This is a genomic window from Rhizobium mayense, from assembly GCF_030272705.1.
GTDB classification, from domain to species: Bacteria; Pseudomonadota; Alphaproteobacteria; order Rhizobiales; family Rhizobiaceae; genus Rhizobium; species Rhizobium mayense.
In genome coordinates this window covers 54,330-68,528 of the sequence record NZ_JARFYM010000031.1, presented here as the reverse complement: position 1 = coordinate 68,528, position 14,199 = coordinate 54,330, and the positions used below count along the sequence as shown (strand labels likewise).

The 14,199-nt window shown below is 59.4% G+C and carries 15 protein-coding genes; 10 read left to right on the top strand and 5 right to left on the bottom strand.

Features of this window, described 5'->3' with window-relative positions:
* Positions 1-48 precede the first annotated feature (48 nt).
* The 3 genes from PY649_RS27200 to PY649_RS27190 all read left to right on the top strand — a co-directional run bounded on the left by PY649_RS27200 (position 49) and on the right by PY649_RS27190 (position 3,247).
* Positions 49-2,457 (top strand): glucan 1,4-alpha-glucosidase, encoded by a 2,409-nt coding sequence (locus tag PY649_RS27200; RefSeq protein ID WP_285871982.1) that lies wholly within the window; start codon positions 49-51, stop codon positions 2,455-2,457.
* A gap of 146 nt (positions 2,458-2,603) precedes the next feature.
* Positions 2,604-2,777 (top strand): hypothetical protein, encoded by a 174-nt coding sequence (locus PY649_RS27195; RefSeq protein WP_166656944.1) that lies wholly within the window; start codon positions 2,604-2,606, stop codon positions 2,775-2,777.
* A gap of 176 nt (positions 2,778-2,953) precedes the next feature.
* Positions 2,954-3,247 (top strand): Sf3a2-prov protein, encoded by a 294-nt coding sequence (locus PY649_RS27190; RefSeq protein WP_285871981.1) that lies wholly within the window; start codon positions 2,954-2,956, stop codon positions 3,245-3,247.
* Between the two features lie 73 nt (positions 3,248-3,320).
* On the opposite strand, the gene PY649_RS27185 is transcribed toward PY649_RS27190, so the two are convergent.
* Together PY649_RS27185 and PY649_RS27180 are read right to left on the bottom strand one after the other, a co-directional pair.
* Positions 3,321-4,316 (bottom strand): alpha/beta hydrolase, encoded by a 996-nt coding sequence (locus PY649_RS27185; protein WP_432761416.1) that lies wholly within the window; start codon positions 4,314-4,316, stop codon positions 3,321-3,323.
* A 163-nt stretch (positions 4,317-4,479) separates the two neighbouring features.
* The gene (locus PY649_RS27180; protein WP_285871979.1) at positions 4,480-4,803 is read right to left on the bottom strand and encodes a hypothetical protein; all 324 of its coding nucleotides are present in this window, start codon (positions 4,801-4,803) and stop codon (positions 4,480-4,482) included.
* Between the two features lie 683 nt (positions 4,804-5,486).
* Here PY649_RS27180 and PY649_RS27175 point away from each other — a divergent pair.
* The 3 genes from PY649_RS27175 (at position 5,487) to PY649_RS27165 (ending at position 7,413) form a co-directional block, all read left to right on the top strand.
* A complete protein-coding gene (locus PY649_RS27175) occupies positions 5,487-6,770 on the top strand; it encodes an EAL domain-containing protein (RefSeq protein ID WP_285871977.1) in 1,284 nt (427 codons plus the stop codon).
* A gap of 2 nt (positions 6,771-6,772) precedes the next feature.
* Positions 6,773-6,985 (top strand): hypothetical protein, encoded by a 213-nt coding sequence (locus tag PY649_RS27170; protein ID WP_285871976.1) that lies wholly within the window; start codon positions 6,773-6,775, stop codon positions 6,983-6,985.
* A 170-nt stretch (positions 6,986-7,155) separates the two neighbouring features.
* Positions 7,156-7,413 (top strand): hypothetical protein, encoded by a 258-nt coding sequence (locus tag PY649_RS27165; protein WP_285871975.1) that lies wholly within the window; start codon positions 7,156-7,158, stop codon positions 7,411-7,413.
* 58 nt (positions 7,414-7,471) lie between these two features.
* Here the strand turns inward: PY649_RS27165 and PY649_RS27160 are convergent, their stop codons facing one another.
* The gene (locus PY649_RS27160) at positions 7,472-7,759 is read right to left on the bottom strand and encodes a hypothetical protein (protein ID WP_285871974.1); all 288 of its coding nucleotides are present in this window, start codon (positions 7,757-7,759) and stop codon (positions 7,472-7,474) included.
* A gap of 282 nt (positions 7,760-8,041) precedes the next feature.
* Between PY649_RS27160 and PY649_RS27155 the strand changes: the two genes are divergently transcribed.
* Positions 8,042-9,016 (top strand): MYG1 family protein, encoded by a 975-nt coding sequence (locus tag PY649_RS27155; protein WP_285871973.1) that lies wholly within the window; start codon positions 8,042-8,044, stop codon positions 9,014-9,016.
* 314 nt (positions 9,017-9,330) lie between these two features.
* Here the strand turns inward: PY649_RS27155 and PY649_RS27150 are convergent, their stop codons facing one another.
* Positions 9,331-10,020, bottom strand: coding sequence for a DJ-1/PfpI family protein (locus PY649_RS27150; protein ID WP_285871972.1), 690 nt, complete (start codon positions 10,018-10,020; stop codon positions 9,331-9,333).
* A gap of 85 nt (positions 10,021-10,105) precedes the next feature.
* Between PY649_RS27150 and PY649_RS27145 the strand changes: the two genes are divergently transcribed.
* A complete protein-coding gene (locus tag PY649_RS27145) occupies positions 10,106-11,056 on the top strand; it encodes a GlxA family transcriptional regulator (protein ID WP_285871971.1) in 951 nt (316 codons plus the stop codon).
* Positions 11,057-11,257: 201 nt separating this feature from the next.
* On the top strand, positions 11,258-11,695 hold the full coding sequence (locus PY649_RS27140) for a hypothetical protein (protein WP_285871970.1): 438 nt from the start codon (positions 11,258-11,260) through the stop codon (positions 11,693-11,695).
* 197 nt (positions 11,696-11,892) lie between these two features.
* On the opposite strand, the gene PY649_RS27135 is transcribed toward PY649_RS27140, so the two are convergent.
* A complete protein-coding gene (locus PY649_RS27135) occupies positions 11,893-12,807 on the bottom strand; it encodes a DMT family transporter (protein ID WP_285871969.1) in 915 nt (304 codons plus the stop codon).
* A 413-nt stretch (positions 12,808-13,220) separates the two neighbouring features.
* Between PY649_RS27135 and PY649_RS27130 the strand changes: the two genes are divergently transcribed.
* Positions 13,221-14,150: a substrate-binding domain-containing protein gene (locus tag PY649_RS27130; protein ID WP_285872026.1), complete on the top strand. Its 930-nt coding sequence runs from the start codon at positions 13,221-13,223 to the stop codon at positions 14,148-14,150.
* Positions 14,151-14,199: the final 49 nt, after the last annotated feature.

Below are 14,199 nucleotides of genomic sequence, written 5' to 3'. Positions count from 1 at the left end.
AGGATGGCTCACCGAAGAGGAAGCGCATACTAAGCGGAGGATCAGTAATTGGCCTATCCGACACTGCCACCCGGTTCCATAAACCCGCCTGGTGCCCCCGGCATCGAACCCCGCTGGACCTCAAGTGACAAAAGCGCGGTCGGTACTGCCGTCAGCGCGGCGAGCAATGTCTGGTTCACGGCAAGCCATGGCATCCTCAACGAGATCTACGCGCCACGGCTCGATATGGCCTGCGTCCGTGATTTCGGTTTCATCGTGACGGCTGACGGCTATTTTTCCGAGGAGAAGCGCGACGCCGATCATCGCGTGCAGGCGATCGAGGACGGCGTTCCGGCCTTCCGCCTCGTCAATACCGCCCGCGACGGTCGTTACCGTATCACCAAAACCATATTTTCGGACCCGGAGCGCGAGGTCGTGTTGCAGGACGTCCGCTTCCAGGCGCTCATCGGCAATCTCTCCGACTACAGGCTGCATGCCCTCGTGGCACCGCATCTCGTCAACGGCGGTGCCGACAACACCGGCTGGTACGGCGATTTCAAAGGCAGGCCGATGCTCTTCGCCGAGGGTTCCGGGCGGGTACTCGCGGTTGCTGCCTCCGTGCCCTGGCTTGCGCGTTCTGTCGGTTATGTCGGCTTCTCCGATGGCTGGCAGATGCTGTCGCGCGGCGAAGGGCTGAAGGAGGAGTACTGCTACGCCGCGTCCGGCAATGTCGCACTGTCGGGGACACTCGACATTGGCGCACACGAAGGGCGGGCGCTGATCGCCATCGGCTTCGGCACGCAGCCGGAGGAGGCTGCCTTCCGTGCCGTCCTCAGCTTGGAACAGGGCGTCGAGCCGGCACTGAAGCATTATCGCAGCGGCTGGCGGGAGTGGCAGGCCAGCCTGCTTGCCCTGGACGAGCCCCATAATCCCGCCCAGCTGAACCGCTACCGCGTCAGTACCGGCGTGCTCGCCACCCACCGCGACGATGCCTCCGGCGCCATCATCGCCAGCCTTTCCATTCCGTGGGGCTTTGACAAGAGCGACGACGACCTTGGCGGTTATCACCTGGTATGGACGCGCGATCTGGTGGAAACGGCCGGCGGGCTGCTTGCCGCCGGCGCCAAGGCTGACGCACGCTCCGTGCTTGACTATCTCTCGGCGATCCAAGAGTCGGACGGCCATTGGGTGCAGAATGCCTGGCTCGACGGCCGGCCCTATTGGCATGGCATCCAGATGGACGAGACGGCCTTTCCCATCCTGCTCTACGACATGTTGCTGCGCACCGGCACGATCGGCGCGTCGGAGAGCGGCCGATATCTACCAATGATCGAGGCCGCTGCGGCCTATATCATCGAAAACGGTCCTGCCACCCAACAGGATCGCTGGGAGGAGGATGCCGGCTATTCGCCGTTCACGCTCGCCGTAGAGATCGCCGGACTGCTCGCGGCGGCGGACGCCGTGGAAGCGGGCGGTCGGCTGGCGGCGGCGGAGTATCTGCGCGAAGTGGCCGACGGCTGGAACGAGCGCATAGAGGAGTGGACATACGCCACCGATACGGAACTGTCGCGCCGTCTCGGCATCGAGGGCTATTACGTGCGCATCGCCTCGGCCACGGACAGTAGCTCATCGCTGGGGCGCGATTTCATCCCGATCCGCAATCGTGATGACGCGAGCGAAGTCGTGGAGGCTGACCTGCTTCTGAGCCCCGATGCGCTGGCGCTGGTGCGCTTCGGCCTCAGGGCCGCCGACGATCCGCGCATCCTCGGCACCGTCGCCGCGATCGACGCGGAATTGCGGCGCGACCTTCCCTCCGGACCCTACTGGTACCGATACAATGACGATGGCTACGGCGAGCGCATCGGCGGCGCGCCCTTCGCCGGCAGCGGCGTCGGCAGGCTCTGGCCGCTGTTGACCGGCGAGCGCGCCCACTATGAGCTCGCCGCCGGGCGACCGGACGAGGCGCGGCGCCTGCTCGCTGCGCTGGAAGCCTCGGCAAGCGAGGGCGGACTCCTGCCCGAGCAGATCTGGGACAGCGACGACATACCGGAACGTGAGCTTTTTCTCGGCCGCCCCTCCGGCAGCGCCATGCCCCTGGTCTGGGCCCATGCGGAACACATTAAGCTGCTACGCTCGATCCGCGACGGGGTAATCTTCGATATGCCGCCGCAGACTTTTGCCCGCTACGTCGGCGCAAAGCCGGCACTCGCGCCTTTCGCCTGGCGGCCGACTGCCAAGCGCGCGCGAATGCCGGCGGGCCGCACCCTGCGCATCGAGCTGCCCGAGCCCGCCCTTGTGCACTGGTCTACGGACGGCTGGGCAAGCTTCACCGACAGCCCGTGCCACGATACGGGCTTCGGCACACATGTCTGCGACCTGCCGACGAAGACGCTCGACCCGTGCACGATCGTCTTCACACTCTTTTGGACCGATACGCAGCGGTGGGAAGAGGTAGATTTCAAAATCGAAGTGGCTTGAGACCGACCCCCGCTTTGGATTCGGGGCCGCCTCGGCCTCGGCTCTGTCCCAGCGTGCGCAATGGTTCCCATCTGCATAAGACTTTAGCGTCGGCTTGACTGTTGCGATTCATTATGAGAACATATAGTGAACAAATGGAGGTATCCATGACGAAATCGGAACAAGTCATCGAACGCGCCATGACCTTTGTAGCGGTCTCGAAGGCGCTTCGGGAACGCGAACAAGAACGGCGCGCCGCCTGGAAACGCCGCGTCGACATCAGCCGACCGTTGCCGCCATTGCCGCGTGGCTTGCAGCTTTCCCTCAAGCTGGATCGATAAGACGGGTGAGAGCTGAAAGCCGTGTCGGCGGCGATCATGGATATCGAAGCCGTTTTCGCGATGCGTTTTTACCTGCGGTCCAAGCTGCTTTTGAAAAGTGGCGACATGACGAGGCGCGTTGGGATCATCAGGGAACCACGACGGTGCCATAGCGTTTTCTCAACGGAGGAAAAACCATGGCAAAATATGATCCGACATCACCCCCGATGCCCGCGCCGGAAGCGGGGCTGCCAAATCCCATTCAGCGTCCCTCAGTGAAGCCGCCCGAGCTGGATAGGAAGAATCTTGAGAATGATGCCGACCCAGAGGACGACGATGAGGCCGCCTACGAGCGTGGAGCTGAAGCTGGCAAAAGGGAGGCTGCAGCCGAAAAAAATCCCTATCCCGAAGATAGCAGTCGCGCCAAGGCATTCGAGCACGGCTATCTGGATGCGCAAAAGATAAGGCGCGACGACAAACCACCGCACTGACCTCGTGCCTGAAAACAACCGTCACCGGCGCGGCAGGCTTCTGTCGGCCTGCCGTGAGCATTGATTGCGATGCCTATTCTTCGGGCCGGTCCGCAAAGTGAGCAATCGCAAATGCGGCGACTTTTGCGTTCGACTTGCGCGCATCGTCTACCCAAAACGGGAAGATCTGCCATTGGTGAATCATGCCCGGCCAAACTTCCGTGGTCACGTCGACCCCTGCCTTGCGTGCCTTGTCTTCCAGCCGGCGCGTATCATCGAGCAACGTCTCCCGCGAACCAACCTGCAAGAGCAGCGGCGGAAAGCCTGTCATATCGGCGTAGAGCGGCGATCGTTCGGGATCGGTGGGGGATCCGCCACCAATATAGGCGTTGCGGATGACCTCCAGCTCGGTCTTGCCCATGAACGGATCATTCTCGGCGTTCGTGGTCATGCTCGCCCCTGTACCGGCGAAATCGGTCACCGGGCTCATCGCAACCACGGCCGCCGGCAAAGGTCCATTCATCCGAAGTTGGTTAAGGGCGGCCTCGATGGCCAGGGTTCCGCCTACGGAATCTCCAACGATCACTATGTTCTCAGGCCTATATTCCGAAGATAGAAGCCAACGATAGGCAGCCAGAGCGTCATCGATCTGGGCTGGAAACGGATGTTCCGGCAACAGACGATAACCGACCAGTAGGACATCGGCCGACGCGGCCTTCGCAAGTGAGCCCGCTATATTCCGGTGCGTCCTCAGGGAGCCGCTATAGTATCCGCCTCCATGGAGATAGAGGATCGCGCGCCGGCCAATCGGATGGTGCAGCCGTGCGGGCCAGATCAGATCGGCCTCGACACCGTTGGCATTGACATTGCGGATCTGGACGCGCGTCGGATCCGGCGTTGACGCCATGAGCCTTTCGAAAGCGGCACGCCGCTCGCGAAGGTTCTCAGCGCCGTCGTAGCTCTGATGCAGGGTCCTAATGAGCTTGTCGATCTGGCCATTTGAGGCTTTCACTTGGGTAACCGCATCAAGCGCAAGAACGGTGGATGCCGGCAAGAAGGCCATGGTGATCGTTGCGATAAAAATCGTCATAAAAAAGCGCATGAAGCGAAGCGACCCAAATTCGTTCATACGATTAGCCTTTCCACCGCAGAGACCAGACGCAATATTGTATTCCCACGGTAAAATGACGGGTGAGTCAAGCTTGGCTGGCACGACCGAAGACATCCTCACGGGCCTCTGGCCGGCAACCACGTCAGCTATAGTGCACCCCTTCATACACCACGTAACCCACCGGATGGTGCGTGAAGTGCAGGACTGGCAGTACCGGGTTGCTATTGTCTTCCGTGGGATAGGCGGACGCGATAGAAATATACTCGCCCTGCAGCTCGATGGGTTCGCCTGCTTTCAGATCGGGGATCTCATGGTCGAGCCCTTCGTTGTCGCCGAAACGAACGGCAACGAAAACTGTCTGGCCATTGATATCGGCGTCGCCGCCTTCAAACTTCAGGACGGTTTCGATCTTCACCGTGAAGTGTTGATGGTTTGCACCGTGGTGGTTCTCAGGGGCCTCGAACACATGCGCTATCTCTCCCTGCACCCGAGCCAGAGGCGCTCCGAGAGAATGCGAAAACCGATGGTGGGGAAGTATCTTATTTGCCCGATTACTCATCTCAACCTCGATAAATGCCTAAGCCAAACCAACTATCTGACCACTTCATTATCTCCAATCGATTGCACACAGGTGACACCATAAGCTGTTGTGCGTACCGACGGCGGACACCACGGAATCCTCCTGGAACGTGTCATATCTCCGGCCCATCTGTGCGGCAGGATTTGATCGCTGCCCTGACATTGTGCGCCCTCACCGTTCTTTGCTCTCCATCAGACCAAGGTCCCGCCTGTGACCGGACCTAAGTCCCGGCGGCCAGGCTATTGGTCCTAAGCCCATGGATTTGTTCCACAAGTTGCAGCAAGGTTGTGCGGCACATCGAAAACAATGACGTGCTAAAGCGTCGGTTGCTTTTTTCGAGAAGGCATTGGGGGGAAATGAATGAGCGTAATTAAAGTCCCCAAGAACGGAATCGTCGTTCTGGCGGCCGCCCGATCATGGCCAAGTGGTTTTTGCATCACCAGCGCGAGAGGTTCCTCTAAAAACATTTCCAAGAGATCCGCGACGCCAACCGGCATCGCGCCCATTCGAGTCACTCGTCTTGGACTCGGTTCCGCGGGCGTTGCCAACAAAAATATAAAGGGCATCTTATGATCGTCGGTACCTCTCACACCGCCTACCAGCGTGCAACGGATGCTGATTCGCCCCTCGTGCTGTGTTTCCAGAACTTTCTGGATATCTCAATTGCCTATGGCGAGGACTTCGCAAACGCGGTCCTCGACCGCCTTTGCGCTCGGGCGACTGCTCTTCTCAAGAGTGAGGGGATCTCTGTCCTGATGCGCGGCAGCGACCGGTTTCTCGTTGCGGATGGAGCGGCCCAACCGGCTGTGTCGTCCGGTGGGTACGGTGGAACCGAAACGCTTCTGGTGACGCTTGGCAGCAAACCGTTAGTGGTGGACGGTGTCGCCGTTCTAGCGGCCTTGTCTGCGGTTGCCGGCGGCGCAGATGCAGTCTGTTCGTTCAAGCCTGCCCCGTATGGGCGAATTGTCGGTGACCGCTACAAGGAAATGATGGCCCAGGCTGTCGACGTTTACGAGGCAGTCGCGGCGGGCAGGCTCGTTCTCGCAAGGCAGGCCATTCGCGCCACCGATGACAGCGAGTTGTTCTACGACGAATGTTTGGCGCGTATCGCTGCGCCGACGGGCGGGCAGAAACTTATCACCCCCGCAGAGTTTCTGCCCGCCATCGAACAACTCGGGCTATCGCGTCTGTTCGACCGTGCCGTCGTTCTAGAGACGATTTCGGCCTTGCGTCGGTCGCCGTCCGTACGGCTCGGCTGCAATATCTCCGCACAGAGCGCGGTCGAAGACGAATACTGGACTTCCCTTTTAGGCATCCTCGCAGCCGAACCCCAGCTTGCGGACCGGCTGGTCATCGAAGTGACCGAGACCGCAGCTCTGCCTGATGTCGACGCAGCCCGCTCGCTGTTCCTCCGGCTGCAGGCGCTCGGCTGCATGGTGGCGATTGACGATTTCGGAGTAGGATTCACCTCGATCCATCAGGCCATGGCGCTGCAGCCGGACATTATCAAGATCGATGGCCGTTTCCTCAAGGAGGCCGTCGGCGGCCCTTTCGGGGGCGAGTTCTTGTTGAGGCTCGTCGCTTTGGCATCGCAGCTTGCCGCGCAGGTGGTAATCGAAGGCGTCGAAGACGAGGAATTCCTGCAGGCGGCGCAGGCGGGCGGCGCCCATTGGGTGCAGGGATACTATATCGGTAAGCCTTCTCACCCAAGACATCTTGTTACCGCCGACGACAGGATCGCCCCGGCATTGCCTTTCGGGTATGGCGCCCAAAAAGGGGCCCGGGTTCCGTTCGAGGCGGCGTTGATGCTGGATCGTTATGCGTCTGAGTTGGCCGTGCGCGCCGGGGAATGAAGATGTCGAAGGCGAAGAATTTCACCGGTTGGGCGGTCGACAGGGCAGAAGCTATCGTGTCCAGTCAGGGATTAGATCTGTTGCGTTCGACTGATCCTAACTCCCGTTGGACTACAGATGAGTGCGTCGTTCGGCTCACAATTGCCATCCTGGAAGCACTGATTGATGCTCATAATTTTGAAACGCCGGCTATTCCCAATCCCGCGCTGAGTTAATTCGGCGGAGAACTAGTTCGCGATCAGCGGAGTCACTTCAGCACTGCGGCCTGGGACTTGAAACCATCGGTTAACCACCCGCTCCTACCCTGACATCCGGTGAGTCCATTGTGGAACCGCGTCTTCGCGCCTCGTGTGGCGACGGCGCTCAACATGCGAAGGACACTTGGATGGCTGACAATACCGCGAAGAGTTCAAGCGCTGCCGAGGGGCAGATGCTGGATGACCATTATTGCGAATATCCCGGATGCGTGAAGTTGGGCAGGCTCCGTTACGACGTCGAGCAGGGAACCCAGTGGTTCTGTTTCGCACACAAATGGGGCGACTATCGAGCAGGTAAAGCTCGACGCTCTTTCTTCGATGATGAGGCCTTGGGAATAGATGCGATCATGATCGAGCCATCTGCCGCTGTCCGCGTAGGACGATGATCGCCTCAAAGAAGCCCAAAGGGAGCAGCTCTTGCTGCTCCCTTTCGCTGTGGTTCAATTAGTGTATCGAAAGGCTCGTCGCTGGATAAGGATGCCTCAGACGGAATTGCGATATCATCGTCATCGCCTGTTGCAGCAGTATATTCGCAGCTTCAATTTCTTCGGTGGCCAAGTCGTCGACAGAGCCGCTAATGGCCAAGGCGAGGTTGCGAGAGTTCTCGGCATAAGTACCCTGCCCTTCCAATGAAGCCTCTTTGGAAGTTTCTTCCAGCGTATCTACGACCGCCGACAATATTTCCTGTCGCTCCTCGATCGTCATTTCGTCGATAGATTTGAATGCAACCATAATTCATCTCCTCAATGGGAGAGAAACGCTTGTTTCCCGTTGTCAATTATCTGGCGATGACTGCCTTTGACTACAACGGCCGTCCAATGCAATTTACGCATAGCACCCATCTATATTGCTCAATGCGAGGGCCTGCTGGCAAAACGAGCAACTGCTCTCCGGACCATCAGGGCCGGCAAATGGACGCAAATGAACGAATGACGGGTTGAGATAAGATCCAGCAATGGCTATCTGGTGCCAGCTGAAGCGCAGCCATCCGCGAACAACAAGGTACAAGCCGGCATGATCCCAGAATTCCTCGTCACCCATTCCGGTGGCTTCCATGCCGACGAGTTGCTCTCCAGCGTTATTCTGACCCGGCTTTTCCCGCAGGCTCGTCTGATCCGCAGCCGGGAGTCGGAATGGATCACAGCCGGCACAGACCGCATCATCTACGATGTGGGCGGTGCCTACGACGCTGCGGCGCAGATTTTCGACCACCATCAGCGCGGCGCGCCGCTGCGGGAGGATGGCCAGCCGTACAGTTCGTTCGGTTTGATCTGGAAGCATTATGGCCGCGACTATCTTGCCGCTTCAGGTCTTCCCGCGGCGCATATCGAGGCGGTACATGCCTCTTTCGATACCAGCTTCGTCCTGCCGGTCGATCTCGTTGACAATGGCGTGCTTAGCCCCTCGGTCGCGGGGCCGCTGGCCGGGTTCACGCTGCCGGCTCTGCTGGAAACGTTGAAACCGGTTTTCGACGAGGTCGATCCCCAGGCAGAAGATCGTGGATTCCAAAACGCTCTCGCCATCGCCCGGAGTCTTGTCGAGGCGAAGATTGCCCAAAGCGCCGCGAAATTGCGGGCCGAGGCGATTGTGCTTCAGGCGATCGAGGACGCAGGTCAGGGGCGAATTCTTGAACTCCCGATGGGAATGCCCTTTCGCCCTGCCATCGTGAAGGCAGGCGCCGATCATCTGCTGTTTGTCGTTCACCCGCGCGCAAAGGATTGGTGCGTGACCGGCATTCGCCGCGCAGACGATGTGTTTGCGCTACGGGCAGATCTGCCTGCAGCATGGGCAGGCCTGACCAACGGCGATCTGGAGGCGGCCTGTGGCATCGATGGGGCGAGCTTTTGCCATAATGGCCGCTTCATCGCCGCCGCCAAGACCCGCGAGGCCGCTCTCGCCATGGCCGAGCTGGCGGTAAGAGAGGCTGTCTCCACCGGGTTGAGATCAGTCGTCGACTCCGGCCCTGCTTCGGCTGCAAATACTGGTTAGTTCAGGATGTGCCGCCCGCTCTAAACGCCTGCATCATCGTTGAATATCAAACGATGTGCTGTCTGCTTAAGGTGGAGATTGGGTATTGCCCCCGCTCTTTGTGCATGTCGATAAGCGTGCTGTGCGACGTCGAACGACATCGCCCACAGGAGGGAACTCAGCAGCATGGCAATGATGTAGGCTTTAGCAGTCATCGAAGCATCGTCCTTGGCAAAATCCTGCACCCCATATTTAGCGACGCTGACACCTGGCTGAACCGTGGGAAAGCGCCGCCGACGCCTTGGACCGCTTGTAGCAGGTTTTGAGGCGGTTGCCTAAGCCCGATCGCGCTGAGATGCGGTCAGCCGAGCGATGATGGCCTCGCGCGCCATCCGTGAACCGGCAAGATGCCGCTTCGTTCTCGCGAGGACATCGGCCGTCGCCTCTTCCGGTGTGCCAGAATGGAACGGCGGCGCCGGCGCATATTCCAGCGAGAGCTGAACCGTCTCTGCTTCCTCCTGGCCCAAAAGGGCCGCAACGACAGCCAACCCGAAATCGACGCCAGCCGTCACTCCGCCGGCGGTGATAAGATTGCCGTCCTGAACAATACGGCCTGCGGTCGGAATGGCACCGAAGCTTGCGAGGAAATCATGAGCATTCCAGTGCGTCGTCGCCTTCTTGCCCTTGAGCAGACCTGCAGCGCCGAGGACGAGGGAGCCGGTGCAGACGGAGGTAATGAAACGTGCCCGCGCCGCCCTTGAGCGAATGAAGGACAGCACGATCTCGTCTTCAAGCAGCGCATTGATGCCGCCGCCGCCGGGCACGCAGATGACATCGAGCTGAGGGCAATCATCGAATGTTACCGTCGGCTGAAGCGCGAGTTTCGTTGCGGAAATGATCGGTTGAGTGTCTTTCCAGACCAGATGGACCTCTGCGCCCTCCGTCGAGGCGAAGATCTCGTAAGGGGCAGTGAGATCGAGTTGCTGAATGCCAGGAAAAACGAGCAGGCCGAAGCGGATGGTCATAGTGCATCTCCATTGGTTGACTTCAGCAAGCTTACGCGATCATTATTTGGCGTATTTGCCAAAGTCCCCTCATTTTGAGCCAACCATGCGCCGCATAGAAATCGTAGCCTTCGAAAACGCCCAACTGCTCGATGTAACGGGTCCGCTGCAGGTCTTTACGAGCGCCAACGAGGCGGCACTCGCCGCCGATCAGCCGAGGCCCTATGACGCGATCGCGGTTGCAACAAGCGGGCAGACGGGCACGACCTCGGGTCTGGCGCTTGCGACGGCGTTGCTGCCCCATGACGATGAGCCGATCGATACTTTGATCGTCGCCGGTGGCATCGGCGTCAACAAAGCGTGCAAAGATGCGGCTCTCGTAGACTGGATCCGCCGGCGTTCTGCCAGAGCACGGCGGACCGCGTCGGTCTGCAGCGGCGCCTTTCTTCTCGCCGAAGCCAGGCTTTTGGAGGGACGGCGCGCGGTAACGCACTGGCACCGCTGCAACGAGTTTTCCAAACGCTTCCCGAATGTGCGGCTGGAACCCGATCCGATCTTTGTCCGGGATGGCGACATATGGACCTCGGCGGGCGTTACGGCCGGCATCGATCTGGCGCTTGCGCTGGTGGAGGCGGATCTCGGCCGAAAATTGGCTCTCGCCGTCGCGCGCGAACTCGTCGTGTTCCTGAAGCGACCGGGCGGCCAGGCGCAGTTCAGCACAATGCTGTCGCTGCAGGAGAGCGGTGATCGTTTCGACCCGCTGCATGGATGGATACTGGATAATCTGCGCAGAGACCTTTCGCTGCCGGCGCTTGCCGAGCAGGCAAATATGAGCGCCCGCAGCTTTTCGCGGCACTATCGGCAGGCAACCGGCCGCACGCCCGCCAGGGCCGTCGAGGATATCCGTGTGGAGGCCGTCCGGCGCCTCCTGGAGCAGGGCTTTTCCGTTCGCCAGGCACGCATCCGCTGCGGTTTCGGTTCGGACGAGACCATGCGGCGGAGTTTCCTTAAAACATTCGGCACGACCCCGCAGGCTTTTCGCGATCATTTCGGATAAGACGATCGACGGTGAGGCGCGAACTTTCGATCGTCCCGCCGCGTTCAGCCCGGAGATCAGCGCGCTCAGCGCATCATATTTCTCGCTCCGCAAATCATGGGCAGCCCAACGTGACTGGACATCTCGTCTCTTTGGGATAATCATCATGGCGGGCTGAAGTTACATCGAAGGGGACCAACTATCGCCATATAGGAGGCCGAGATGAAGCAGCATGCACGCGATGACTTGCAGAAAATTGCAAAAGTCGATCAGGATTTCCTTAATCGAGAGATGTCGCGAACCCAACGGCTCGAACGTTGGATAGATCTTCTCGAGCGGAGTCCCCGACAATTTCTTTCCACTTTGCGCGAAACCGAATTTCAGCCTAGCGAGACCAGGGCGGCAATGCGGACGGATAGTTCCCCAATCTCCGTCGCCTTTGCAGATCCGGTTCTTCGCGCCGCTGGTTTGGAAAATGACAGCTACGGGGAAGCCAAGCGCTTCTTCGAACTCACGGATCATGAGCTGCACGGAATTGTCTGCTACTGCCATTTCGGCGAAACGGTCAGTTCTTCCGTAGTTGCACGCTCCATTCGTCCGCTGCTCGCCGGAAGGCCACCGAGCCTGTTTGCCCGGTTGCGCAGGATGCTGACGATATAGTCTACCTTGGCGTTGCCGGCTTTAGGCCGTTGGCCTTGCGGCGACGCCTCCAACTTGGTTGGATCGCATAAGTAGGCTATCGGCAGCTAAATGTTGGCTTGGCAATCCCTGAGAATGAAGATTCTCAAGGGTCGCTGTGTGACGCCTGGCGGATGGACGATAGGGCGGCACATGCCGGGGGCGGCATGTTGCAAGGTTCAGTGCCCATCCGGCGGGATGGCTTCCTTGGGAATGTCCCCCGTAAGATTCTTTCGGTGGAAAATGAAGAGCCCCGCGATCACAATGACCGCGGAGCCTACCAGAATCTGACTGTCCGGAAGATCGCCGAAGAAAAGGAAGCCGAGAGCAATCGCCCAGATCAGCAGACTGTATTGCAGCGGGGCAAGCAGCGAAGCCGGAGCGAGCTTCAGCGAGCGGGTGATCATCATGTGAGCGCTGCCGGCTACGATCCCAAGCGCCAGCATGGCTGTGAAATCGAGTGCTGACGGTGAACGCCAGTTGCCAATGCTGAGCACCAGACCGGTGATAAGCGCGGCAACCGTCTGCCAAGTGACTAGTGTCACATCGCTCGTCAAACGCAGGCGACGGCCGAGCACCAAGGTCAGCGCAAAGGATAGACTACCGACAAGAGCAAAAATCGACGGCCAGGATAGCATCGCCGCGGAGGGCCTCAGCGCGATCACAACGCCGATGAAGCCGACGACGACCGCGAGCCAGCGGCGCCATCCGATCGTTTCGCCAAGGAAAAAATGTGAAAGAGCCGCGACGTAGATGGGGCCGGCCATATAGAAGGTCATGACATCCGCAAGCGGCAAATAGGCGACGGCGGCGTAAAACAGCGCGACGTCGCCGGTCGTCAAAACAACGCGCAGGACCTGGAGGGGCACGCGCTCGATGCGGAAGAGCGTTGCGCCTCCCTGCCTTGCGATCAACGGCGCGAGGATGAGAAAAGAGCCGAACGAGCGCACCACCAGCACTTGCCCGACAGGGAAGCTCGCGACCAGCCATTTGCCCATTGCATCGTTCAGCGAAAAGAGAAAATCGCCGAGCAACATCAAAAGCACGCCAATGACCAAGACATTGCCGGAATTACCGACCGTGCGAACACTCATGGCGTCCCTCCCGAAAATTAGATGTATGCGCGGGCTTTAACCGGTTTTGTGTTTTCCCCGCAAGGCCGCCCGACCCGTCGTTCAAGCACATTCACCATCTCCAGCAAAATAGCGGCGCGCACCGTTCTTGCGGCGCCATCGCGTCGGCCACATGGCGACCGACGCAGTGTCTCGATTCCCGCCGTTCCATCGGGATTGACGGCCTGGTTCATTCACAACTTCGTATTCTGCTCCGACGGCTCAGATTCAAGACCGGAGCCGCTTGACAACTCCTTCAACCTCCGGCTGGCTCTAGGACGTCAAAATGACGCAGGCATGCAAATCATTTTGATGTTGACTGGGAGGTCAGCAAATCAAACAGCCCGGCCAAACGACCGGGCCAAGGGAGGAGTTTTCACGTGCTAAAGAAAGCTATTACCTTACTCTCGGCGATCGTCATTGCCGCCGGAGCGGGCTTCGTTTCGGCGGCCTACGCGCAGGGCAAAACCTACTACTGGATTTCGCACGGCTCGCCGGCGGATCCCGTCTGGACTTATTTTCTGGCGGGGGCCAAGCTCTGGGCTGATGACACCGGCAACAAGGTCAACACATCATTCCACAACGGTGACGTTCCTGCACAGCAAGAGGCTGTGAGGGCTGCAATTTCGGCGGGAGCTACCGGGATTGTGACCACCAGTCCCGACCCCGGCAGCCTCGTCCAGGTCGTCAAGGAAGCCAACGCCGCCAATATCCCAATCATCAACTTCAACACGCCCGATCCTCAGGCGAGCTTCAATGCCTATGTCGGTGGTGACAACAAGGCTTTCGGCCACAACTGGGCGCAATATCTGGTCGACAAGAAGCTGGTGAAATCCGGTGACTTCGTCTGGATGCCTGTGGAGGTTCCCGGCGCGACTTACGGCGTGCAGGAAGAAGAAGGAATATCCAGCGTCTTCAAGCCGCTGAACATCACCTGGGAAGTGACGGACGCGACGCTCGACCAGGCCGAAATCATCACGCGCATGTCGGACTACCTCACCGCCAATCGTTCGAAGGTCAAGGCAATCATCGGGCTCGGCGACCTCGTAACCGGAAGCATCAAGCGGGTGTTTGATCAGGTTGGCGTAAAGCCTGGCGAAATCCCGGTCGTCGGCTGGGGCAACTCGCCCGATACCACACAGGAAGTTCTGACGGGTTACGTGAATGCCGCGCAATGGCAGGACCCGCAGGCAACCAGCTACATGGCTTTGTCAATAGCAGCCATGGCGGCGGACAAGATCCCGCCCGGCTTCAACATCATCACCGGCGCCCTCTATGAAAAGGACAAAGCAGCGATCTACGACAAAATTCTCGCAGGCAAATAGCGTCGTCGAAAGACTTACTGGCTGTGTCACTCGGTTCAAGCCGGGTGGC